Here is a 23,750-nt window from a genome sequence, read left to right on the forward strand (position 1 = left end):
GCAATCGTGCCAGACCCGGTCAGTCCAGGGGCAGCGACCGGCCAAGGATGGCGAAGGCCCGGGGGTCGCCGGCGAAGTGGTAGTCGCGGATCACATCGCCGAACCCGAGTCTGCGGTACAGCCGCCAGGCCCGGTTGGCCTCACCGTTGATCTCCGGTGTGGACAGCAGCACGTGTGCCTCGGTGCGCCCGGCGAGCAGCCGGCGGGCCAGCGCCTCACCGAGGCCGTGCCCCTGGGCGCGTGGGTGGATGTGCAGTTCGGTGAGCTCGAAATAGTCTCCGAGCAGCGCCTCTGCCCGCTCCGGATCGGTGCCGATGCGGCGCAGGCCATGCACGACCTGTTGTTGCCACCATTGATCGGGTGCCCCGCTGTAGCCGTAAGCGACGCCGAGCAGTTCGGCGCCGTCGAGCGCTGCGACGGCTTTCCAGCCCACCCTGCGCGTGTGCTCCAGCCACATCGACGCACGCTGCTCTTCGGTGCCGCGCGGATAGTGCATCGCCTCGACGTAGACGCTCAGCGCCTCGGGTAGCCGCCGGCGCATCACATCGGCCGAGAGATCCACCAGATATGTCGGCAACGGGTGTCCTTCGCGGTCTTGTTCGGTGCGCACGGTCGGGGTTCATTATCGGGCCCCGGATCGGGGTTGTGGTCGCGCGGGTGAGGTGATGACCGACTTTGGTGCCGTACGTCATACAATCGTGTACCAAGTAGGTGGTACGGCTCAGATTGACCTCGTATCATGGACATCAGACGTCCGTGATCGCGGGCGCACCACACACGTTGATGACACGGTTCCGGATTCACCGGGCCAGGGCGCGGACAAGGAGGGACGGATGCCACTCTCCGATCATGAGCAGCGCATGCTCGACCAGATCGAAAGCGCGCTCTATGCCGAGGACCCCAAATTCGCTTCCAGCGTTCGGGGCGGCAATCTGCGGGCCCCCTCGGCGCGGCGTCGGTTACAGGGTGTCGCACTCTTCATCGTCGGCCTGGCGATGCTGGTGTCCGGTGTCGCCATCAATGCGACCTGGATCGGTGGTCTGCCGATCCTCTCCGTCATCGGCTTCATCGTGATGTTCGGTGGCGTGGTGTTCGCGATCACCGGCTCGCGGGCGTCGGGTTCGGCCGACAAGTCGGCGCCGTCCCCGGGTGCGGCACGGCCGAAGCGCGGTAAGAGCACCGGCGGATCGTTCACCAGTCGCATGGAGGACCGCTTCCGTCGTCGGTTCGACGAGTAGCGGCCCACCCACTTCTCCCCACCGGGGTAGCTCCGTCTCGGAGCTGCCCCGTTTTTTTGTGCTCGTGGGCGCCCGGAAACATCGGCGTGTCGGACCGGGCAGGGCGCTGTACCCACAATCTCCCCACCGCTCCCGACCTGTGGCCACGCCGCCGGTGGGTGCGCATTGAGCTGCGGTTTCACAGTCTTCGGCGGGTGCCGTACCGATCCGAGGGGTGGGGCAGGAGGTGACTTCTGATCCGTAAGTGGGGCGTGGGGATAACTGGGTGGCAGCAAATGGAGCTAAGTGGGGGATTGTGGGGTAAAGTGGCGGACAACGGAGCAACCGGAGCTCCGCCAAGCGGGCAGAAGCGACTCGGGATCCAGCCGAGTGGTGGGAGGTGGCGAGATGTTTCTCGGTACCTACACGCCCAAGCTCGACGACAAGGGGCGGCTCACACTGCCCGCCAAGTTCCGCGATGCACTGGCAGGAGGGTTGATGGTCACCAAAAGTCAAGATCACAGCCTGGCCGTGTACCCACGGACGGAGTTCGAAAAGCTGGCTGAAAAGGCGATGCTGGCATCGCGCAGCGACCCTCAGGCCCGCGCTTATGTGCGGAACCTGGCGGCCGGTGCCGATGAGCAACATCCCGATGCGCAGGGCCGGATCACCCTGTCGGCCGAACACCGCCGGTACGCCAACCTGTCCAAGGAATGCGTGGTGACGGGTTCACTCGGTCACCTGGAGATCTGGGACGCCCAGGCTTGGCAGCAGTACCAGGAGACCCACGAAGAGACCTTCTCCGCGGCCAGCGATGACACTCTTCGCGACATCATCTGACCATCCTGTCCGTGCAACGCGGCCTCTGTCCGAACCGGCCCTGGCGTACTTCCCCGACGCCAGGTCCGCACCCTCGGACAGGGACCCCGTTGCAGGGGCGCCCCTTCGTAACAGGGGAGCCGCAGTGCCAGACGATCCCGATCATGGCCACGTCCCCGTCCTCCTCGACCGCTGCGTCGAGCTACTGAGGCCGGCGCTGACCCGTCACCACCCTGACGGCACCGGAGCCGTCCTGGTCGATGCGACCCTGGGCGCCGGCGGGCACACCGAACGCTTCCTCACCGAACTGCCCGGGCTGCATGTCGTCGGTCTGGACCGCGACCCCGATGCGTTGCGCATCGCCACCGAACGGCTGGCGCCCTTCGGCGACCGCTTCCGGTTCGTCCGCACCCGCTACGACGGCTACTGGGCCGACCGGGACGAGAACGCCATCGACGGAGTGCTTTTCGATCTCGGTGTCTCCTCGATGCAACTGGACCTGATCGATCGGGGCTTCTCCTACGCACACGACGCCCCGCTGGATATGCGGATGGATCCCGACGCCGAGCTCACCGCGGCCGACATCCTCAACACCTATGACGAGCGGGCGCTCACCAGGGTGCTCCGTGAGTACGGTGAAGAACGGTTCGCCAGCCGGATCGCCTCCCGCGTTGTCAAACGTCGTGCGCGCCAACCGCTGAACAGCACCGCCGAACTGGTGGAGCTGCTCTACGAGGCGATTCCGGCCGCCACCCGGCGAACCGGTGGACACCCGGCCAAGCGCACCTTCCAGGCGCTGCGGATCGCGGTCAACGCCGAACTCGATTCGCTGCGCGACGCCTTGCCGGCCTCGCTGGCGGCGTTGTCCGGCGGTGGGCGCATCGTCGTGATGGCCTACCAGTCCCTGGAGGACAAGATCGTCAAGGGCCTGTTCGCGGCCGCCACCGCATCGCGCACGCCGCCCGGGCTTCCGGTCGAATTACCTGGGTATGAGGCCGAATTCGTAACACTGACCCGCGGTGCCGAACAGGCCGACGCCGACGAGATCGAGCGGAACCCGCGAAGCGCCTCGGTGCGGTTGCGGGCATTGGAAAAGGTTGCCGGAAAGGATGACTCATGAAGGGTAAGCGACCCGCACCGGTGCCCCGCGCCGACGAGCGTCGACGCGGCAACCCCCAGCGTGCCCGGGCCCGGCAGGCAGAAGCGCCGGCACGTAAGCGCCGCGGCGCACCCGAACAACGTCCGCAGCGGCCGGCGCCGAAGAGCACCCCGATGCGGCGTCCCGTCGACGCGCCCGCACGGCCCAAGAACGCCAGCCAGGCCAAGGCCCGCGCCAAGGCGCGGAAGGCCAAGGCCCCCAAAGTCATCCGTCCGCCACTGCGCGAACGGCTGATCACCCGGCTGTCCGAGATCGAGTTCAACCCACGGACCCTCGCGGCGCGGGTGCCGTTCGTGGTGCTGGTCATCGGTGCACTCGGTATCGGGCTCGGCGTCACGCTGTGGCTGTCCACCGATGCCGCCGAACGCTCCTATCAGCTGGGGCACGCACGCCAGCTGAACCAGGCGCTGGCCCAGCAGAAAGAGGCCCTGGAACGCGACGTGCTGGAGGCGCAGGCCCCGCCGGCGCTGGCCGAGGCCGCCCGCGAACTGGGCATGATCCCGTCCCGTGACACCGCGCACCTTGTGCAGGACCAGACCGGCGCGTGGATGGTGGTGGGCACACCCAAGCCGGCCGAAGGCGTACCGCCCCCACCACTGAACTCCCCGTTGCCGGACGAGACCCCGGTGACCGAACGGCCGGCGCGTCCCGCCGCCGACGCACCGCCGGCGCCCCGGGTCGTGGATCCGCGTGAGGTTGTGGTGCGGGTACCGCCGCGGGAGCAGACTCCGGTCCCCGCGACGCCGCTGACCGCACCGGTCGCGCCGCTGGCCGCACCGGTCGCGCCGCTGGCCGCCCCGGCTGATCCTGCGGTGCTGCCGCCGGCCGCCGTCCTGCCACCCGCTGCGCCGCCCGTGGACGGTCTTCCGCACCTGGCCGCTCCGGCACAGCCGGCTCAGCCCGGTCCGGTTGGCGGCATCGAAAACGTCGGGCCCGCACCGGTTGAGGCCCCGGCCCCGGTCGAGGTCCCGCTGGTACCCGAAGTTCCCGTCGCATGAGCCGCAAGTCGCAGGAACACGCCGCCACCGACCGGCGTATCCGTCGCCCCGAGCCCCAGACCGGTGTGCGCAGTTCGTCCTTCGTGTTCCGGCACCGGGCGGGCAACGTCGTCATCTTTCTGGTCCTCGTGGTCGCCGCGGCGCAGCTGTTCAACCTGCAGATCTCCAATGCCGCCGGATTGCGCGCGGAGGCCGCCAGTCAGCTCAAGGTGACCGATGTGCAGAAAGCGGTGCGCGGCAGCATCGTCGACCGCAACGACGACAAGCTCGCCTTCACCATCGAGGCGCGGGCGCTGACCTTCCAGCCCGTCAAGGTGCGCAAGCAGCTGGAGGAGGAGAAGGCCAAGGATCCTGACGAGCCGGATCCGGACACCCGGCTGCGGGAGATCGCCACCGAGATCGCGACCCGGCTGAATAACCGGCCCGACGTGTCGACCCTGCTGAAGAAGCTCAAGAGCAAGGAATCCTTCACCTATCTGGCCCGCGCCGTGGACCCGGCCGTCGCCGAGGCCATCATGGCCAAGTTCCCCGAGGTGGGCTCCGAACGTCAGGACATCCGCCAGTACCCGGGCGGTTCGCTGGCCGCCAACATCGTCGGCGGAATCGATTGGGACGGACACGGTCTGCTGGGGCTGGAAGACTCGATGGACGCCAAACTGGCCGGCACCGACGGCTCAGTCACCTATGACCGCGGTTCCGACGGCGTGATGATCCCGGGCAGCATGCGCAACCGCCACGAGGCGGTCGACGGTTCCACCGTGCAGCTCACTCTCGACGACGACATCCAGTTCTACGTCCAGCAGCAGGTCCAGCAGGCCAAGGACGTCTCGGGCGCGGGAAATGTCTCCGCCGTGGTCCTGGACGCCAAAACCGGTAAGGTGCTGGCGATGTCGAACGACAACACGTTCGACCCCTCGCAGGACATCGGCAGGCAGGGCACCCGGCAGATGGGCAACCCCGCCGTCGCCTCACCCTTCGAGCCGGGCTCGGTGAACAAGATCGTCACCGCCGCAACGGCCATCGAGATGGGACTGACCAATCCCGACGAGGTGCTGTCCGTCCCGGGCTCCATCGACATGGGCGGGGTGACCGTCAAGGACGCCTGGAACCACGGCGTCGACCAGTACACCACCACCGGCGTCTTCGGGAAGTCCTCCAACGTCGGCACCCTGATGCTGGCACAGCGCGTCGGGCCCGAGAAGTTCGCCGAGATGCTCACCAAGTTCGGTCTGGGCGAGCGCACCGGCGTCGGGTTGCCGGGGGAGAGCGCCGGACTGGTGCCACCGATCGATCAGTGGTCGGGCAGCTCGTTCGCCAACCTGCCCATCGGGCAGGGTCTGTCGATGACCCTGCTGCAGATGGCGGGGATGTACCAGGCCATCGCCAACGACGGTGTGCGCATCCCGCCGCGGGTCGTCAAGGCCATCGTCGCCGCCGACGGCACCCGTACCCCCGAGGAAGCGCCGGAAGGCATCCGGGTGGTCTCCCCGGAGACCGCGGTGGCGGTGCGCAACATGCTGCGCGCCACCGTGCAGCGCGACCCGCGCGGCGTGCAGCAGGGCACCGGCTGGCAGGCGGCCGTCGAGGGCTACCAGATCGCCGGGAAGACCGGAACCGCCCAGCAGATCAACCCCAACTGCGGCTGCTACTACGACGACCACTACTGGATCACGTTCGCCGGGCTGGCTCCCTCGGATGATCCGCGCTACGTGATCGGCATCATGGCCGACAATCCGCGCCGCACCGCCGACGGACAGCCGGGCACCACCGTGGCCCCGCTGTTCCACAACATCGCGGCCTGGTTGCTGCAGCGCGAGAACGTGCCGCTGTCCGCCGATCCCGGTCCGCCGCTCACGCTGCAGGCCACCTGAGCGGCGTCCCAGGCCTCGACAGGCAGCCCGGTACTGTGTCAACGCCATGAAACTGCGTCCCTCCCAACCTCTCGGTGAGCTGCTCGGACCGCTGGCCGAGCGGATCGGGGTGCCCATCCATTGCCGGACGGGGGTCAGCGCGCACACCCGGGTCACCGGTGTGACGCTGCGCAGTCAGGACGTCCGGCCCGGGGATCTGTTCGCCGCGCTGCCGGGTGCGTCCGCGCACGGAGCCCGGTTCGCCGCCGACGCCGTGGCCGCCGGCGCGCTGGCCGTGCTGACCGATCCGGCCGGCGCCGACCAGCTGCCCGCCGATCTGGACGCGGCCGTGCTGGTGCATCCCGAACCGCGCGCGGTGCTCGGCGCGCTGGCCGCCCACGTCTACGGCCATCCGTCCCGGACGCTGCGCGTCATCGGTGTCACCGGCACGTCCGGCAAGACGACCACCACGTATCTGATCGAGGCGGGCCTGCGGGCCGCGGGCCGGACCGCGGGGCTGATCGGCACCGTCGGCATCCGCATCGACGGACGTGACGAGCCCAGCTCGCTGACCACCCCGGAGGCCCCCGATCTGCAGGCGCTGCTGGCGGTGATGGTGGAGCTCGGGGTGGACACCGTGGTGATGGAGGTGTCCAGCCATGCACTGACGCTGGGGCGGGTGGACGGGACGGTCTTCGAGGCCGGCGGATTCACCAATCTCTCCCGTGACCACCTCGACTTCCATCCGACGATGGAGGACTATCTGGACGCCAAGGCCCGGCTGTTCGAACCGGATTCGCCCACCCATGCCGCACGCGCGGTGGTCTGCGTCGACGACGACTGGGGCCGCCGGATCGCGGAGCGGTCCACCTCGCCGGTGCGGGTCAGCGCGGGCGGTGCGGACGCCGACTGGGGGATCGACGCGGTGCGCGCGGTCGGGCGGGGCGGCCAGGAGTTCGTCGCCGTCGACCCCGCCGGGGTCCACCACACGCTGCAGATCGGGCTGCCGGGGCGCTACAACATCGCCAACGCGCTGCTCGCGGTCGCGCTGCTCGACGTGGTCGGGGTGTCACCGGAGCAGGGCGCGCCCGGTCTGCGTGGCGCCGCGGTGCCGGGCCGGCTGGAGACCATCGACCGCGGTCAGGATTTCCTGGCGCTCGTCGACTACGCCCACAAGCCGGGCGCGCTGGAAGCGGTGCTGCAGACACTGCGGGATCAGGAGTCCGGCGCCCGTATCGCCGTCGTGATCGGCGCCGGCGGTAACCGCGACGTCGGCAAACGGGAACCGATGGGCCGGGTCGCCGCTGCACTGGCCGACCTCGTCGTCGTCACCGATGACAATCCGCGTGACGAGGACCCGGCGGCGATCCGCGCCGCCGTGCTGGCCGGGGCGGCCGGGCAGGTCGGGGAGGTGGTCGAGATCGGGGATCGCCGCGCCGCCATCGACTACGCCGTGGCCTGGGCACGCACCGGGGATGTGGTGTTGATCGCCGGGAAGGGGCACGAGTCGGGGCAGACCAGCCGTGGCGTCACCCGCCCGTTCGACGACCGGGTGGAGCTCGCCGACGCACTGACCGCCCGCGGGCGCACCCGATGATCGCGCTGACGCTGGCCCGGGTTGCCGAGATCGTCGGTGGGGAACTGACCGATATCACCCCCGCAGAGGCCGCAACGGTCCGCATCACCGGCACCGTCGAGTTCGACTCGCGGGCGGTGACCCCCGGTGGGCTGTTCCTGGCCCTGCCGGGCGCCCGCTCCGATGGCCACGACTTCGCGGCCGGGGCCATCGCTTCGGGGGCGGTGGCCGTGCTGGCCGCGCGCCCGGTCGGCGTGCCCGCGATCGTGGTGCCCGCGGTCGCGGCCGCCGATACCGCGTCGGGCGCGCTGGAACACGATGACGCCGCAGGGTCCGGTGCCGCGGTGCTGGCCGCGCTGGCCAAGCTCGCCGCCGCGGTGGCCGCCGAGTTGGTGGCCGGGGGCCTGCGCATCATCGGGGTCACCGGGTCGTCGGGCAAGACCTCGACCAAGGATCTGCTGGCCGCGGTGCTGGCACCGCTCGGCGAGGTGGTGGCCCCGCCGGGTTCGTTCAACAATGAGCTCGGCCACCCGTGGACCGTGTTGCGGTGCACCACCGACACCGACTTCCTGATCCTGGAGATGTCGGCGCGCCATCCCGGCAACATCGCTGCACTGGCCTCCATCGCGACCCCGTCCATCGGTGTGGTGCTCAACGTCGGCACCGCCCATCTCGGTGAGTTCGGCTCACGGGAGATCATCGCGGCCACCAAATCGGAGCTGCCGCAAGCCGTTCCGTCCTCCGGCGTGGTGGTGCTGAACGCGGATGATTCGGCGGTCGCCGCGATGGCCGACAAGACCGCGGCGCGGGTGGTGCGGGTATCACGCAGCAGCGGTGCCGACGTCTGGTCGGCCGACGAGCGTCTCGACGAGCTGGCGCGCCCGCGCTTCACGTTGCATGCCGGCGACGGTGCGGTCGACATCGCGCTGGCGGTGCACGGCGAACATCAGGTGTCCAATGCGCTGTGCGCCGCGGCGGTCGCGCTCGAATGCGGGGCGACGCTGCAGCAGGTGGCCGACGCGCTGGCCGCGGCCGGTCCGGTGTCGGCGCGCCGGATGCATGTCAGCACCCGCGCCGACGGCGTCACCATCATCAACGACGCCTACAACGCCAACCCGGATTCGATGATGGCCGGGCTGAAGGCGCTGGCCTGGATGGCGCGTGAGTCCGTCGCGAGGACAGGCCGGAAACGCCGTAGCTGGGCCGTCCTGGGTGAGATGGGCGAGCTCGGGGATGACGCGATATCCGAACACGATCGCATCGGCAGGTTCGCCGTGCGCTTAGATGTGTCTCGTCTGGTTGTCGTGGGAACCGGGAGACCGATGAGCGCCATGCTCCAGGGGGCGGTGATGGAAGGCTCGTGGGGCAGTGAAGCGGTGCTGGTTCCCGACGCCGACGCCGCGCTGGATGTGCTGAGGGCCGAACTGGCCGAGGGAGACGTTGTACTTGTGAAGGCCTCGAACGCCGCCGGACTCGGTGCGCTCGCCGATCTGCTCGCCGGGCAGGGGGATCGGTAGCGGTGAAGCAGGTCCTGTTCGCGGTCGCGATCGCGCTGGCGGTCTCGATCATCCTGACGCCCGTGCTGATCCGGCTGTTCACCAAGCAGGGGTTCGGCCAGGAGATCCGTGAGGACGGCCCGCCCAGTCACCAGAAGAAACGCGGCACGCCGTCGATGGGCGGCGTCGCGATCATCACCGGCATCTGGGCGGGATACCTGGGCACCCACCTGGTGGGACTGGCGTTCAACGGTGAGGGTCCGTCCGCGTCCGGCCTGCTGGTTCTCGGGCTGGCGACCGCGCTGGCGATCGTCGGCTTCATCGACGACTCGATCAAGATCCGCCGGTCCCGCAACCTGGGCCTGAACAAGACCGCCAAGACCGTCGGACAGCTGACCGCGGCGGTGCTGTTCGGCGTACTCGTGCTGCAGTTCAGCAATGCCGAGGGGCTGACGCCGGGCAGCGCCCAGCTGTCCTACGTGCGCGAGATCGCCACCGTCACGCTGGCCCCCCTGGTGTTCGTGCTGTTCGTGGTCGTGCTCGTCAGCGCGTGGTCCAACGCGGTCAATCTCACCGACGGACTGGACGGCCTTGCTGCCGGCGCGATGGCGATGGTCAGCGCCGCCTACGTGCTCATCACGTTCTGGCAGTACCGCAACGCGTGCGCGACCAGCCCCGGACTCGGCTGCTACAACGTGCGTGATCCGCTGGATCTGGCGTTGGTGGCCGCCGCGACCGCGGGTGCCTGCATCGGCTTTCTGTGGTGGAACGCGGCCCCGGCCAAGATCTTCATGGGCGATACCGGATCGTTGGCGCTGGGCGGCATCATCGCCGGCCTGTCGGTGACCAGCCGCACCGAGATCCTGGCTGTGGTGCTGGGTGCCCTCTTCGTCGCCGAGGTGACCTCGGTGGTGGTGCAGATCCTGGCTTTCCGCACGACCGGGCGTCGGGTGTTCAGGATGGCGCCGTTCCATCACCACTTCGAGTTGGTGGGCTGGGCGGAGACCACGGTGATCATCCGGTTCTGGCTGCTCACCGCGATCGCGTGTGGTCTGGGCGTCGCACTGTTCTATGGCGAGTGGCTTTCCATCGTCGGCGCTTAGGCGTCTCGTCGGCGCGTAGGCGCCGCGGCGGCGTTTCGCCGAGACCCGCGCAATGGCTGCTTTTGTGGCCGTCACAGCGACCGCTTTGCGTTTCTCGGATTAGCTGACCACCGTCGATCGGACCGTTACCGCGACACGCCCCAGATATCCGCGCCGTCCGGCGCGGGACGGGGGAGGATTCTGGGGTGCAGGGGACTAGTGGGGCTGGCGTGACGCCTGTGACTCTTGTGAGCGGCGGGTGAACAATCTTCTGACCGCGGCGCGGTCGCGGTTGCGCCGTCCCGGCAAGTCCGGTGCCGATGAGGCCGCCGCCAAGAAACCCGCCACCATCGCGGCGACCGAACAGCCACGCAGCCGCTTCGGTGTCTGGCTCAGCCGGCCGATGACATCGTTCCACCTGATCATCGCGGTGGCATCCATCCTGGTGACGCTCGGACTGATCATGGTGCTCTCCGCATCGGGGGTCTACTCCTATGACGCCGGCGGCTCGCCGTGGACGGTGTTCCTGAAGCAGGTGGTCTGGACTCTCGTCGGTCTGGTGGCCTTCTATATCGCGCTGCGGATGCCGATCCGGATCATGCGCAAGCTGGCGTTCCCCGCCTTCGCGTTCACCATCGTCCTGCTGGTCCTGGTGCTGGTCCCCGGAATCGGCAAGATCGCCAACGGTTCCCGCGGCTGGTTCGTGTTCGGCGGGTTCTCCATGCAGCCCTCGGAGCTGGCCAAGATGGCCTTCGCCGTCTGGGGCGCACACCTGCTGGCCGCCCGCCGGATGGAGCAGGCCACGCTGCGCCAGATGCTGGTGCCCCTGTTGCCCGCGGCGGCGCTGGCGCTGACGCTGATCTTCATGCAGCCCGACCTCGGGCAGTCGGTGTCGCTGAGCATCATCCTGCTCGGCCTGCTCTGGTATGCGGGTCTGCCGCTGAAGTTGTTCGTGAGCACGGTGTCCGGCGCGGTGATCGCCGCCGGCATCCTCGCGGTGTCCGCCGGGTACCGATCGGCGCGTGTGCAGTCCTGGCTCAACCCGATGGCCGATGCCCAGGGCTCGGGATATCAGGCCCGGCAGGCGCGCTATGCGCTGGCCAACGGCGGGTTGTTCGGTGACGGCCTGGGCCAGGGCACCGCCAAGTACAACTATCTGCCCAACGCCCACAACGACTTCATCTTCGCCATCATCGGCGAAGAGCTCGGCTATATCGGTGCCGCCGGGGTGCTGTGTCTGTTCGGCCTGTTCGCCTACACCGGTATGCGGATCGCCCGCCGCTCTGCCGATCCGTTCCTGCGCCTGCTCACCGCGACGGTGACAATGTGGGTGATCGGACAGGCCTTCATCAACGTCGGCTACGTGGTGGGTCTGCTGCCGGTGACCGGGCTGCAGCTGCCACTCATCTCCGCCGGCGGAACATCGACCGCGACAACGATGCTCATCCTCGGCGTGATCACCAACGCGGCCAGACACGAACCCGAGGCGGTGGCCGCGCTGCGGGCCGGCCGCGATGACCGGGTCAACCGGCTGCTGCGACTGCCGCCGCCGGTGCCGTACGTGCCCAGCCGCCTCGAAGTGGCCCGCGACCGGCTGCGCACCAAGGAAGGTAAGACACCCGGCAAGGCCGTCAAGAAGGCACCGCCGAAGTCGCCCCCCAGGGCCGCCGCGAAGGCTTCGGGGAAGGCCGTCGCCAAGGCCTCCTCGAAGGCCTCCTCGAAGGCCAAGGCCAAGCAGCCCCGAAAGGCCCCGGCGGCCGATGCACGCCGAACTGCCCAGCCGGGCGAACGGACGGCACGGCGCGCAGGGCATCATGGAGAGGGCCGAAACGGCCGCCAGGGGCGAGGCCAACAGGGCCGTGCCCGGTCATTGGAAGGTCAGCGTTACGGGTGAGCACGATATCGGTCGTTCTGGCGGGGGGCGGCACGGCGGGACACGTCGAACCCGCGATGGCCGTGGCCGATGCACTGACCGAATTGGACCCACAGGTACGGATCACCGCGCTGGGCACTGCGCGCGGCCTGGAAACCCGCCTGGTCCCTGAGCGCGGCTACGACCTGCAGCTCATCACCCCGGTGCCACTGCCGCGCAAGCCTTCGGCGGATCTGCTCCGGTTGCCGCTGCGGGTGCGCACCGCGGTCCGGCAGACCAGGGCCGTGTTCGACTCCGTGCACGTCGACGTCGTGATCGGGTTCGGCGGGTACGTCTCGGTTCCCGCCTATCTGGCGGCGCGGCCCGGCTTGCGCCGGTCGCGGGTGCCGGTGGTGATCCACGAGGCCAACGCCAGCGCCGGCTGGGCCAACCGGTTGGGTGCGCGTTCCGCGCAGCGCGTGCTGGCCGCGACACCCGATCCCGGGCTGGGGCATGTCGAGGTGGTCGGGGTGCCGGTGCGCGCGAGCATCACCTCGCTGGACCGCGCCGCGCTGCGCGCGCAGGCGCGTGCCGCGTTCGGATTCGACGAGGACGCCCGCGTGCTGCTGGTGTTCGGCGGATCCCAAGGCGCGCAGTCGATCAACCGCGCGGTATCCGGTGCGGCGGGAGCGCTTGCCGCCAAGGGTATTTCGGTGCTGCACGCGCACGGGCCGAAGAACACCCTGGACCTGCCCGAGCCCTCGGGGCCGCCCTATGTCGCGGTGCCCTACCTGGACCGGATGGACCTGGCCTACGCCGCCGCCGACCTGGCCATCTGCCGATCGGGTGCGATGACGGTGGCCGAGGTCAGCGCGATCGGACTGCCCGCCGTCTACGTGCCGTTGCCCATCGGCAACGGCGAACAACGGCTGAATGCGCTGCCGGTGGTCGACGCCGGCGGCGGACTCCTGATCGACGACGCCGACCTGTCACCGTCGTTGATCGCCGACACCGTGGCCTCGGTGCTGGCCGATGCCGATCGCCTGCAGCAGATGACGGCGGCCGCCGCACTGGCCGGGCATCGCGACGCCGCCCGCCGGGTGGCCGAGGTGGCGCTCGAGGTGGCGCGGCAGTATCGCGCGGACCGGAAGTCAGTGCGGTGAAGGGCCTACCGCCGGAGTTGCAGCGCGTGCACATGGTGGGCATCGGTGGCGCCGGGATGTCCGGTATCGCCCGCATCCTGCTCGATCGCGGCGGGCTGGTCTCGGGTTCGGATGCCAAGGAGTCCCGCGGTGTGGCCGCGCTGCGGGCCCGGGGCGCCGAGATCCGGATCGGGCACGACGGCTCGGCGCTCGACATGCTCGACGGTGGCCCGACCGCGGTGGTCACCACGCACGCGGCCATCCCGAAGACCAACCCCGAACTCGTCGAGGCCCGCCGCCGGGGTATCCCGGTGATCCTGCGCCCGGTGGTGCTGGCCAAGCTGATGGCCGGGGACACCACCCTGATGGTCACCGGTACGGCCGGTAAGACGACCACCACGTCGATGTTGATCGTGGCGTTGCAGCACAGCGGATTCGATCCCTCGTTCGCGGTCGGCGGGGATCTCGGCGCGGCCGGGACCAACGCGCACCACGGCAGTGGCCCCTACTTCGTCGCCGAGGCCGACGAGAGCGACGGCTCGCTGGTGCAGTATCAGCCCGATATCGCCGTGGTGACCAATATCGAGGCCGACCATCTCGACTTCTTCGGAAGTGAGCAGGCCTACGTCGCGGTGTTCGACGCATTCATGGAGCGCCTGACGCCCGGGGGCGCCCTGGTGGTCTGCGTGGATGATCCTGGCGCCGCCGCGCTCGCCGAACGCACTGCGGCGCTGGGCATCCGGGTGCTGCGCTACGGGAGTGCCGGTCAGCCTGAGCTCGCCGGTGCCCTGCTGGATTGGGAGCAGCACGGCACCAGCGCGGTGGCGACCGTGCAGCTGGCGGGGGAGGCCGGCCCGCGCACCATGCGGTTGTCGGTGCCCGGCCGGCACATGGCGCTCAATGCGCTGGCCGCACTGCTGGCCGCGATCCAGGCCGGCGCTCCGGCCGACGTCGTCCTCGACGCCTTGGCCGAATTCGAGGGTGTGCGCCGCCGGTTCGAACTGGTGGGTGTGGCGGCGGAGGTCAAGGTCTTCGACGATTACGCGCATCACCCCACGAAGGTGTCGGCCGCGTTATCTGCGGTGCGTGCGCTGGCCGCCGAATCACATGGCCGTGCCATCGTCGTCTTCCAGCCGCATCTGTATTCGCGCACACAAACTTTCGCGCGCGAGTTCGGTACCGCGCTGAGCGCGGCCGACGAGGTGTTCGTGCTGGATGTCTTCGCGGCGCGTGAGCAGCCGATCGCCGGGATCAGCGGGCGCAGCATTGCCGAGCATGTCAGCGTGCCGGTGCACTACGTGCCGGATTTCTCGGCGGTCGCCGAACAGGTGGCGGCCTCCGCCGGACCGGGTGACGTGGTGGTGACGATGGGCGCCGGCGATGTCACCCTGCTGGGCCGCGAGATCCTGGACGCCGTGAGCGCGCGTGCCGACCGGGCGGCGCGGTAGATGACCGGCCCGGCCGACGAGCGGGACGAGCCCGAGACCATGGCGGCGGCCGCACACGCCGCCGAGGAAGCGGCGGCGGCCGCCGAGGACCCGCAGCCTGCGCAGGACGTCGGCGCGCCCGAAGCGGACGCCGCGGCCGAAGACGCCGCGGCGGAAGAGGATTTCGAAGGGCCGCGTCGCCGCGCCCGGCGGGAACGCGAGGAACGGCGCATCGCGCAGGCACGCGCCCAGGCCATCGAACAGAACCGCCGCGAAGCCAAGCGCCGCGCCTTCGGCCACACCGAGGAGGCGCCGGCACCCAACCGACGCGGGGTGATCCGCGGACTGAAGGTGCTGATGTGGTCGGCACTGCTGGCGGTGCTGGCCGTCGGTGCGGGCCTGTTGCTGTATTTCACGCCGATCATGTCGGCGCGGGCGACGGTGATCACCGGTTTGACGGCCATCACCGAGGACGAGATCCGGCAGGCCGCGGCCGTGCCGTCCGGCACACCGCTGCTGCAGATCAACACCGACACGGTGGCCGAGCGGGTGGCCTCCATCCGCCGGGTGGCCAGCGTCCGGGTCCAGCGCGAGTACCCGTCGACGCTGCGCATCACCGTCGAGGAGCGGATCCCGTTGGTGGTCAAGGACTATCCGGATGGCCCGCACCTGTTCGACAAGGACGGCGTCGATTTCGTGACCGCGCCGCCGCCACCCGGCCTGCCCTATATCGACACCGAGACACCGGGCCCGAATGATCCGGCGACCCAGGCGGCGCTCGAGGTGCTCACCTCATTGCCGCCGGAGGTGTCGGGTCAGGTGAGCCGGGTCGAGGCGCCCTCGGTGGCGGCCATCACACTGATCCTGTTCGACGGCCGGAAAGTGGTGTGGGGCACCACCGACCGCACCCAGGAGAAGGCGCTCAAGCTGGCCGCGCTACTTACCCAGCCCGGGCAGACCTACGACGTCTCCAGCCCGGATCTGCCGACGGTCAAGTAGGACACCGCGCGCAGGCGCCGCGAAGACACCGCGCGCCGAAGCGAGAAATTGTCGCGCCGTGTCGGCGCGCCTGCGGGGTTCCTGCGCCGGGTCGCCCTACCGTTCTGGTTGCGCGGAACTACTTGACATAACTCTAAGCCTATGGTTGAGGTTGAGGGTTTCGCTCACCGACATCGACATTCAGGTCAGGAAAGGGCGATCCGCGATGACCCCCCCGCATAACTACCTCGCCGTTATCAAGGTGGTCGGCATCGGCGGCGGCGGCGTGAACGCCGTCAACCGGATGATCGAGCACGGACTCAAAGGCGTCGAGTTCATCGCCATCAACACCGACGCGCAGGCGTTGCTGATGAGCGATGCCGACGTCAAGCTCGACGTCGGTCGTGATTCGACCCGCGGCCTGGGCGCCGGCGCCGACCCGGAGGTCGGCCGCAAGGCCGCCGAGGACGCCAAGGACGATATCGAGGAACTGATCCGCGGCGCGGATATGGTCTTCGTCACCGCAGGCGAGGGTGGCGGCACCGGCACCGGTGGCGCACCGGTGGTGGCCAGCATCGCCCGCAAGATGGGTGCGTTGACGGTCGGTGTCGTGACGCGGCCGTTCTCCTTCGAGGGCAAGCGCCGGTCCAACCAGGCCGAGACCGGCATCACCGCGCTGCGGGAAAGCTGCGACACGTTGATCGTCATCCCGAACGATCGGCTGCTGCAGATGGGCGACGCGGCGGTCTCGCTGATGGATGCCTTCCGCAGTGCCGACGAGGTGCTTCTCAACGGCGTCCAGGGCATCACCGACCTGATCACCACTCCCGGCCTGATCAACGTCGACTTCGCCGACGTCAAGGGTGTCATGAGCGGCGCGGGCACCGCGCTGATGGGCATCGGTTCGGCCCGCGGCGACGGACGCGCGCTCAAGGCCGCCGAGATCGCCATCAACTCACCGCTGCTGGAGGCCTCGATGGAGGGCGCGCAGGGCGTGCTGCTGTCGGTCGCCGGTGGCAGTGACCTGGGCCTGTTCGAGATCAACGAGGCCGCCTCGCTGGTGCAGGAGGCCGCGCATGCCGAGGCCAACATCATCTTCGGCACCGTGATCGACGATTCGCTGGGCGACGAGGTGCGGGTCACCGTGATCGCCGCCGGTTTCGACACCTCCGGCCCGAGCCGCAAACCCGTTGTGGGGGAGGGCGCGCCCTCTGTCGCCGCCGGTTCGGCGGGCAAGGTCAGGTCCAGCGTGTTCGAGCCGGCCGACGCCATGTCGGTGCCGGCTCACACCAACGGAGCGACCGTCCGGATCGGTGGTCCGGACGACGGCGGCATCTCCGACGACGACGTCGACGTGCCGCCGTTCATGCGCCACTGATCCGTCGTGCCGGTTCGGGTTCGGCGCGTGACCACCACCCGTGCGGGTGGGGTATCGGCACCGCCCTTCGACACCTTCAATCTCGGTGACCATGTCGGCGATGATCCGGTCGCGGTGGCCGCCAACCGGAGACGGCTGGCCTCATCGATCGGCCTGGCCGAGGACGCCGTGGTCTGGATGAACCAGGTGCACTCGGCCAATGTCGCGGTCGTCGAGGGTCCGCAGGGCGCCGCCGTCGACCAGACCGATGCGTTGGTGAGCACCACCCGCGGTCTGGCGCTGGCGGTGGTGACCGCGGACTGTGTCCCGGTGCTGCTGGCCGACGCGCGGGCCGGGGTCATCGGCGCCGCCCATGCGGGCCGGGTGGGTGCCCAGATCGGCATCGTGCCCCGCACTGTGGAGGAAATGGTGAAGGTGGGTGCGTCCGTCGCCGATATCTCCGTGCTGCTGGGCCCGGCGGTGAGCGGCCGCAACTATGAGGTACCCGCGGAAATGGTCGACGAGGTGGACGCCGTGCTGCCGGGCAGCCGGTGCCGGACCGCCAGGGGCACCCCGGGCCTGGATATCCGCGCCGGAATTGCGCGACAGCTGGCGGCATTGGGTGTGAAGTCCGTTGACATCGATCCCCGCTGCACCGTCGAGGACGCCGCGCTGTTCAGCCATCGGCGTGATGCTCCGACCGGACGGCTGGCGTCATTGGTGTGGATGGAATGAGCACCCACCGCGACGTGGAACTGGCCGGAGCGCTGGCCGCGGTACGGACCCGGTTGGCACGTGCCGCCGAGGCCGCCGGCCGGCCGGTGCGGGAAATCGAACTGCTGCCGATCACGAAGTTCTTTCCCGCCTCCGATGTCGTGATCCTGCGGCGGTTGGGCTGTACCGAGTTCGGTGAGTCGCGCGAGCAGGAGGCCGCCAGGAAGGTGGCCGACGTCCGGTCCGCGTTTCCGGGCGACGAGATCCGCTGGCACATGGTCGGCCACATCCAGCGGAACAAGGCGCGCGCCATTGCCCGCTGGGCCTACGCCGCGCATTCGGTGGACAGTGCCCGGCTGATCGCCGCCCTCGGGGGAGGCGCCGAGCAGGAGCTGGACGCGGGCGGGCGTACCCGACCGCTGCGGGTCTATCTGCAGATCAGCCTCGACGGCGATCCCGATCGCGGCGGGGTGGATGTGAACAAGCCGGACCTGATCGACGAGCTATGTGCCGCAACACATGCCATCGACGCACTGGAGTTCGCCGGGTTGATGGGCATCCCGCCGCTGAGCTGGGATGCCGAGGATGCGTTCGCGCGGCTGCAGGCCGAACGCGACCGGGTGCAGCGGTCGTTCACTCAGCGGCTGGGGCTGTCGGCGGGCATGTCGGGAGATATGGAGACGGCGGTGCGATATGGATCCACGTGTGTGCGTGTCGGAACCGCGTTGATGGGTCAACGTCCTCTAACGTCACCCTGAGTAGTCACTCCAGTCACATCTTCATCACAGACAACACAGACACAAGTCGTTAAAGGGGCAGGCGATGAGCACTCTGCACAAGGTCAAGGCCTACTTCGGTATGGCGCCGATGGACGATTACGACGACGAGTACTACGACGACGAGCGTGGGCCGCGTGCGTACCCGCGACGCGCCGCCGAAGAGCGTTTCGAGGACGAGGGTTACGGCCGCGAGCCCCGGGCGTTCGACGACCGGATTCCGGCCCGCGAGTACGACGACGTCCCCGGCGCGTACCGCGGCGGCTACGGTGACGCCCCGCGCTTCGAGGGTCGGCTGCGCACGCCCCGCGAGTTCGACCGCCCGGCGCCGCGCTTCGCGGGTGCTCCCACCCGCGGCGCGCTCGCCATGGAACCGCGACGGATGGCCGAGCTGTTCGAGGCCGGCAGCCCGCTGGCCAAGATCACCACGCTGCGCCCCAAGGATTACAGCGAGGCGCGCACCATCGGTGAGCGTTTCCGTGACGGCACCCCGGTGATCATGGACCTGGTGTCGATGGACAACGCGGACGCCAAGCGACTGGTCGATTTCGCCGCCGGCCTCGCGTTCGCGCTGCGCGGATCCTTCGACAAGGTCGCCACCAAGGTGTTCCTGCTCTCACCGGCCGATATCGACGTCAGCGCCGACGAGCGCCGCCGGATCGCCGAGGCCGGTTTCTACTCCTACCAGTAGGGCCTCGGCCTACTACGGCATTGCGCCACCCAGTCCGTTCCGGTCCGCCAGGTAGGCTGACGTCCTGGGATCGCATGCTTGTCCCACCTGCTCGAATGTCCCTATACCTGCCCGTCTGTGTATGCAGTAGTGAGGTCGGCTCAGTTGTCGATGGTCTTTCAAATCCTGGGTTTTGTGCTGTTCGTCTTCTGGCTGTTGCTCATCGCCCGGGTCGTTGTCGAATTCATCCGGTCGTTCAGTCGCGACTGGCAGCCCAGCGGTGCCACGGTGGTGGTGCTGGAACTCATCCTCAGCGTCACCGATCCGCCGGTGAAACTGCTGCGCCGGATCATCCCGCAGCTCACCATCGGCGCGGTGCGATTCGACCTGTCGATCATGGTGTTGTTGCTGGTCGCGTTCATCGGCATGCAGCTGGCATTCGGTGCCGCAGCCAGCGCCACCATCTGAGCGGAATCGTCACCGCGGGTCACTGTCGAACATTGAAATTCGCTCTTATTTATGAACCTCAAGTGCAACCGTAGAGTCTGCTGTGACAGGATGGACGCCAGTTACTTCTACTGACGCTCTACACTTCGAAACCGGTTGACGGTCCAGACTTCAAGGGGGCAGACAATGCCGCTCACTCCAGCCGACGTTCACAACGTCGCATTCAGTAAGCCGCCGATCGGCAAGCGCGGCTACAACGAGGACGAGGTAGACGCCTTCCTCGACCTGGTCGAGAACGAGCTGACCAGGCTCATCGAGGAGAATGCCGACCTGCGTCAGCGGGTGTCCGAGCTCGACTCGGAGCTTGCCGGTGCGCGTTCCGGTGGCGGGATCCAGGCGACGCAGACGATCCCGCCCTACCAGGCCCCGCAGCCGGAGCCCGAGCCCGAGCCGGTCCAGCCGGTGTACGAGGCGCCCGCGCCGGTGGCACCCGTGGTGCAGCAAGCCCCGGTCTCCGAGGATTCGCATCTGCGGGCGGCCAAGGTGCTCAGCCTGGCCCAGGACACCGCGGACCGCCTGACCGGTACGGCCAAGGCCGAGTCGGACAAGCTGCTCGCCGATGCCCGCGCCGAGGCCGACGCCCTGGTCAGTGAGGCGCGCAGCACCGCCGAGACGACCGTCGCCGACGCCCGCGCCAAGGCCGACGCCCTGCTGTCTGATGCCCAGACCCGCTCCGAGACGCAGCTGCGTCAGGCGCAGGAGAAGGCCGATGCCCTGCAGGCCGACGCCGAGCGCAAGCACTCCGAGATCATGGGCACCATCAACCAGCAGCGCACCGTGCTGGAGGGCCGACTCGAGCAGCTGCGCACCTTCGAACGCGAGTACCGCACCCGCCTCAAGACCTACCTGGAGTCTCAGCTCGAAGAGCTGGGCCAGCGCGGTTCCGCGGCACCGGTCGATTCCGCTGCCGGTAACGAGGGCGGCGGCTTCAACCAGTTCAACCGGGGTAACAACTGACCGGCCCAGCACCGGCTAAGTTCGTCGCATGCTGATCATTGCGCTCGTTCTCGCTGTCATCGGTCTGGTCGCCCTGGTGGCCGCCGTCGTCACCAGCAACGAGCTGATCGCCTGGGTGTGCATCGGTGCCAGCGTCATCGGCGTGCTGTTGCTCATCGCCGATGCGCTGCGTTCCCGGCGCGACGGTGACCCCGACGTGGATGCCGCCGACGCGGACGAGGACGAGCAGGGTGTCCAGGATTACCCCGAGGAGCCGGAAATGACCGAGTCCGAGCCGATGGCGTCCGATCCGGCCGAGTCCGACACGGCCGCGTCGGAACCCGAGGTCGCCGGCGTGACCGACACCGAGGATGCCGCCGACGACACGTCCGGCGGCTCGGTCGAGATCTCGCCCGACCCCGAGGAAACCCCGAAGAGCTAGGGGCGCCGGGCCAGCAGCGCACGCACTTCGTCGTCGCTGGTCTGGGTGAAATCGGCGTAGGCCTGCCCGACCGCCCGGAAGTCCGGCGGTTCGTCCAGGCACACCAACTCGTCGGCCTCACGGCCGACCAGGCGGGTCGCGGTGCGTGAAGCCACCGGGACCGCCACCACCACGCGCGCAGCTCCCAGGGCCCGAACGGCCCGGATCGCGGCGAGCATGCTCGCGCCGGTGGCGATGCCGTCGTCGACCAGGATCGCGGTGCGCCCGGCCAGTTCCGGGGACTCCCCGACACCGTATGCCGCCTCGCGGCGGCGCAACTCCAGGCGCTCGCGCTCGATGACCTCGCGCAGCTGGTCTTCGGTGACCGCCTGGCTGCGGATCACATCCTCGTTGCGTACCACCGTGCCGCCGGTGGCCAGCGCCCCCATCGCCAGTTCGGGCCAGTGCGGCAGGCCGAGCTTGCGGACCAGAAAGGCATGGAACACCAGGCCGAGCGCGGCCGCGACCTCCCAGCCGACCGGGACGCCGCCGCGCGCCAGCCCCAGCACCACCGTTCCCGCCGCGCCACGATGGTGCGCCAACCCGGACGCCAGCACCCGGCCGGCTTCCCGGCGGTTCAGAAAGCCGGCGGCCGTTTCTCCCATACGATCCGGGGTACCCCCGGGCCGGGCGGGACCAACCAAGGGCGGACACCAATGGGCATCGAGTACGACAGCATCGTCGACCATCCGATCGACGAGGTCTTCGCCTGGCACACCAGGCCCGGGGCCATGCGACGGCTGGTGCCACCCTGGCAGCCGATGACGGTGATCGCCGAGACCGACTCGCTGGCCGACGGCCAGGCGGTGCTCGGGCTGCCCGGCGGGCTGCGCTGGGTGGCCCAGCATGAGCCTGCGGAGTTCGATCCACCGCACCGATTCGTCGACACCCTGGCCGCCGACGGTCCGGCATCCTGGCCGGCGCGGGTGATCGGCACGTGGCGGCACACCCACGAGTACGCCGAGGCGGGCACCGGCACCCGGGTGTATGACCGCATCGACGCGGTGGTTCCGGCGGCGGCGTTGCGGCCGATGTTCGTCTACCGGCACACCCAGCTGGCCGAGGATCTCGACGCGCACCGCGTGGCCGGCCTGGCGCCGATGGTGATCGCGGTGACCGGCGCCGGCGGTCTGGTCGGCGATGCCCTGACCGCGTTCCTGAGCACCGGTGGCCATCGTGTCATCCGGCTGGTGCGCGGCGCCCCGACGGGTTCCGATGAGCGCCAGTGGGATCCCCACAACCCCGCACCGGACCTGCTGGCGGGCGTGGATGCCGTCGTGCATCTGGCCGGGGCCTCGATTGCGGGACGGTTCACCGATGCGCACCGCGCCGCGATCCGGGACAGCCGGATCGGGCCCACCCGCAAGCTCGCCGAGGTCGCCGCACATGTCGCCGACGGCCCCAAGATCTTCGTCAGCGCCTCGGCCGTCGGCTATTACGGCTACGAGCGCGGGGACTCGCTGCTCACCGAGGACGCCACGATGGGCGGCGGGTTCCTCGCCGACGTGGTGGCCGACTGGGAGGCCGCGACCGAACCCGCCGCGGCCGCAGGCCTACGCGTGGTCAACGTCCGCACCGGTGTGGTCCAGTCCGCCCGTGGCGGCACCCTGCGACTGCTGCGCCCACTGTTCGCCGCCGGTCTTGGCGGCCGACTGGGCAGCGGAACGCAATGGCTGTCCTGGATCGGCATCGACGATCTACTCGACGTGTATCACCGTGCGCTGTACGACGCCCGGTTGGCGGGACCGGTGAACGCGGTGGCGCCAGAACCGGTGCGCAACAACGACTACACCGCCGCACTGGGCAGGGTGCTGCATCGGCCGACGCTGCTGCCGGTACCGTCCTTCGGTCCGAAGCTACTGCTGGGCGCCCAAGGCGCCCGGGAACTCGCCGAGGCCGATCAGCGGGTGGTGCCGGCCAAGCTGGCCGGGTTGGGCCATACCTTCCGTCGCCCCGTCATCGACGCGGCGCTCGCTCACGAACTGGGGCACGGCTGACGCGCCGTATATGCCAGGAAGCCCTGTACCAGGCGCCTGATCCGCCGGGCCGCATCATCATGTAATTCGGCTGTGCGCGAACGTAACTCATCGTGGGTGCAGCCGCCCAGGGTGGCCTCGCCGGCTTCGCGGTCATCGTCGAGCCAGAGTTCGAGCAGCGCCGGATCCAGTTCGGGATGGAACTGCAGCGCCACCGACCGACCGAGAGTGAAGGCCTGCGAAGTGCCCGGTGTCCGTCCGATCTCGGTGGCGCCCGGCGGCAGCGTCCAGCGGTCGAAATGCCATTCGAACCACGGGCCGTCCGGGATCAGCTCGTGGCGATCGGATTCCAATTCATACCAGCCGATCTCGGGGGTTTCCGAACGGAAGACGCTGCCGCCGAAGGCCTGCGCCAGGAGTTGCCCGCCGAAGCAGACGCCGAGGGTCGGGATGCCGGCGGCCGCGGCCTGGCGGACCAGTTCGGTCTCCGCGCCCACCCAGGTGGCCCTGAGGGCTTCGTCGTACACCGGCCAGCGTGCCCCCAGCGGCACGATGACGTCAAAGCCGGTGGGGTCGGGAAAGTCGACGGCGACGGCCGGGTCGGCGGTCCGTGACGACGGCACGACCTCGAAGGTGTGCACGTCGTAGCCGGCGTCGGTGAACGCCTCGCCGAGCATCGCCTCGGTCGCGATGGGGTCGTTGTAGAGGAAAAGAACTGTGGGGGCCACCGGACAAAT

Annotated in this window: 23 protein-coding genes; 20 read left to right on the forward strand and 3 right to left on the reverse strand. The window is 69.3% G+C overall.

The genetic code is table 11. The features are described from left to right. Positions 1–19: 19 nt before the first annotated feature. Positions 20–577, reverse strand: a complete 558-nt coding sequence (locus EXE63_RS26905; protein ID WP_168145796.1) for a GNAT family N-acetyltransferase — start codon at positions 575–577, stop codon at positions 20–22. A 256-nt stretch (positions 578–833) separates the two neighbouring features. Here EXE63_RS26905 and EXE63_RS26910 point away from each other — a divergent pair, with 256 nt between their 5' ends. The 19 genes from EXE63_RS26910 (at position 834) to EXE63_RS27000 (ending at position 20,998) form a co-directional block, all read left to right on the forward strand. Then, a complete protein-coding gene (locus tag EXE63_RS26910; RefSeq protein ID WP_168144463.1) occupies positions 834–1,238 on the forward strand; it encodes an SCO2097 family morphological protein in 405 nt (134 codons plus the stop codon). A gap of 387 nt (positions 1,239–1,625) precedes the next feature. Then, positions 1,626–2,057, forward strand: coding sequence for a division/cell wall cluster transcriptional repressor MraZ (mraZ, locus tag EXE63_RS26915; protein WP_105365631.1), 432 nt, complete (start codon positions 1,626–1,628; stop codon positions 2,055–2,057). Further along, entirely contained in the window at positions 2,032–3,156 is a 1,125-nt protein-coding gene (rsmH, locus tag EXE63_RS26920; protein ID WP_168144464.1) for a 16S rRNA (cytosine(1402)-N(4))-methyltransferase RsmH, read from the forward strand. Before mraZ ends, rsmH begins: the two co-directional genes overlap by 26 nt. Further along, the gene (gene ftsL / locus EXE63_RS26925) at positions 3,153–4,193 is read left to right on the forward strand and encodes a cell division protein FtsL (protein ID WP_234904284.1); all 1,041 of its coding nucleotides are present in this window, start codon (positions 3,153–3,155) and stop codon (positions 4,191–4,193) included. The genes rsmH and ftsL overlap by 4 nt, the downstream gene beginning before the upstream one ends. Beyond that, positions 4,190–6,064 carry a peptidoglycan D,D-transpeptidase FtsI family protein gene (locus EXE63_RS26930; RefSeq protein WP_168144465.1) on the forward strand — a complete coding sequence of 625 codons (1,875 nt, stop codon included), beginning with the start codon at positions 4,190–4,192 and terminating at the stop codon, positions 6,062–6,064. The genes ftsL and EXE63_RS26930 overlap by 4 nt, the downstream gene beginning before the upstream one ends. A 46-nt stretch (positions 6,065–6,110) precedes the next feature. Next, entirely contained in the window at positions 6,111–7,640 is a 1,530-nt protein-coding gene (locus EXE63_RS26935) for a UDP-N-acetylmuramoyl-L-alanyl-D-glutamate--2,6-diaminopimelate ligase (RefSeq protein WP_168144466.1), read from the forward strand. Further along, a complete protein-coding gene (locus tag EXE63_RS26940; protein WP_168144467.1) occupies positions 7,637–9,136 on the forward strand; it encodes a UDP-N-acetylmuramoyl-tripeptide--D-alanyl-D-alanine ligase in 1,500 nt (499 codons plus the stop codon). Before EXE63_RS26935 ends, EXE63_RS26940 begins: the two co-directional genes overlap by 4 nt. 2 nt (positions 9,137–9,138) lie before the next feature. Beyond that, complete coding sequence (mraY, locus tag EXE63_RS26945; protein WP_168144468.1) at positions 9,139–10,218, forward strand: phospho-N-acetylmuramoyl-pentapeptide-transferase; 1,080 nt, start codon at positions 9,139–9,141, stop codon at positions 10,216–10,218. Positions 10,219–10,456: 238 nt separating this feature from the next. Further along, positions 10,457–12,091, forward strand: a complete 1,635-nt coding sequence (gene ftsW, locus EXE63_RS26950; RefSeq protein WP_234904285.1) for a putative lipid II flippase FtsW — start codon at positions 10,457–10,459, stop codon at positions 12,089–12,091. 56 nt (positions 12,092–12,147) lie between these two features. Next, positions 12,148–13,212 carry an undecaprenyldiphospho-muramoylpentapeptide beta-N-acetylglucosaminyltransferase gene (gene murG / locus EXE63_RS26955; RefSeq protein WP_234904654.1) on the forward strand — a complete coding sequence of 355 codons (1,065 nt, stop codon included), beginning with the start codon at positions 12,148–12,150 and terminating at the stop codon, positions 13,210–13,212. A 32-nt stretch (positions 13,213–13,244) separates the two neighbouring features. Next, positions 13,245–14,639, forward strand: a complete 1,395-nt coding sequence (gene murC, locus EXE63_RS26960) for a UDP-N-acetylmuramate--L-alanine ligase (RefSeq protein ID WP_234904655.1) — start codon at positions 13,245–13,247, stop codon at positions 14,637–14,639. Further along, positions 14,640–15,617 carry a cell division protein FtsQ/DivIB gene (locus EXE63_RS26965; RefSeq protein ID WP_210000035.1) on the forward strand — a complete coding sequence of 326 codons (978 nt, stop codon included), beginning with the start codon at positions 14,640–14,642 and terminating at the stop codon, positions 15,615–15,617. Positions 15,618–15,822: 205 nt separating this feature from the next. Then, entirely contained in the window at positions 15,823–16,974 is a 1,152-nt protein-coding gene (gene ftsZ, locus EXE63_RS26970; protein WP_168144470.1) for a cell division protein FtsZ, read from the forward strand. Positions 16,975–16,980: 6 nt separating this feature from the next. Beyond that, a complete protein-coding gene (gene pgeF, locus EXE63_RS26975; RefSeq protein WP_168144471.1) occupies positions 16,981–17,688 on the forward strand; it encodes a peptidoglycan editing factor PgeF in 708 nt (235 codons plus the stop codon). Continuing rightward, positions 17,685–18,425, forward strand: coding sequence for a YggS family pyridoxal phosphate-dependent enzyme (locus EXE63_RS26980; RefSeq protein ID WP_210000039.1), 741 nt, complete (start codon positions 17,685–17,687; stop codon positions 18,423–18,425). The genes pgeF and EXE63_RS26980 overlap by 4 nt, the downstream gene beginning before the upstream one ends. A gap of 64 nt (positions 18,426–18,489) precedes the next feature. Then, positions 18,490–19,134, forward strand: coding sequence for a cell division protein SepF (locus tag EXE63_RS26985; RefSeq protein ID WP_168144473.1), 645 nt, complete (start codon positions 18,490–18,492; stop codon positions 19,132–19,134). A 144-nt stretch (positions 19,135–19,278) separates the two neighbouring features. Then, positions 19,279–19,581, forward strand: a complete 303-nt coding sequence (locus EXE63_RS26990) for a YggT family protein (protein WP_105365643.1) — start codon at positions 19,279–19,281, stop codon at positions 19,579–19,581. A 165-nt stretch (positions 19,582–19,746) separates the two neighbouring features. Further along, the gene (gene wag31, locus EXE63_RS26995; RefSeq protein ID WP_168144474.1) at positions 19,747–20,577 is read left to right on the forward strand and encodes a DivIVA-like cell division protein Wag31; all 831 of its coding nucleotides are present in this window, start codon (positions 19,747–19,749) and stop codon (positions 20,575–20,577) included. A 28-nt stretch (positions 20,578–20,605) separates the two neighbouring features. Further along, positions 20,606–20,998, forward strand: coding sequence for a cytochrome d ubiquinol oxidase subunit II (locus tag EXE63_RS27000; RefSeq protein ID WP_168144475.1), 393 nt, complete (start codon positions 20,606–20,608; stop codon positions 20,996–20,998). Here EXE63_RS27000 and EXE63_RS27005 read toward each other — a convergent pair. After that, a complete protein-coding gene (locus EXE63_RS27005; protein ID WP_210000042.1) occupies positions 20,995–21,642 on the reverse strand; it encodes a phosphoribosyltransferase in 648 nt (215 codons plus the stop codon). The two genes, EXE63_RS27000 and EXE63_RS27005, sit on opposite strands and share 4 nt — an antisense overlap. 51 nt (positions 21,643–21,693) lie before the next feature. Here EXE63_RS27005 and EXE63_RS27010 point away from each other — a divergent pair, with 51 nt between their 5' ends. Next, on the forward strand, positions 21,694–23,034 hold the full coding sequence (locus EXE63_RS27010) for a TIGR01777 family oxidoreductase (RefSeq protein ID WP_168144477.1): 1,341 nt from the start codon (positions 21,694–21,696) through the stop codon (positions 23,032–23,034). Here EXE63_RS27010 and EXE63_RS27015 read toward each other — a convergent pair. Beyond that, positions 23,013–23,741, reverse strand: coding sequence for a type 1 glutamine amidotransferase (locus tag EXE63_RS27015; RefSeq protein ID WP_168144478.1), 729 nt, complete (start codon positions 23,739–23,741; stop codon positions 23,013–23,015). The genes EXE63_RS27010 and EXE63_RS27015 overlap by 22 nt on opposite strands. Positions 23,742–23,750 lie beyond the last annotated feature (9 nt).

It is taken from the genome of Mycolicibacterium frederiksbergense (assembly GCF_012223425.1).
Classification (GTDB): domain Bacteria; phylum Actinomycetota; class Actinomycetes; order Mycobacteriales; family Mycobacteriaceae; genus Mycobacterium; species Mycobacterium frederiksbergense.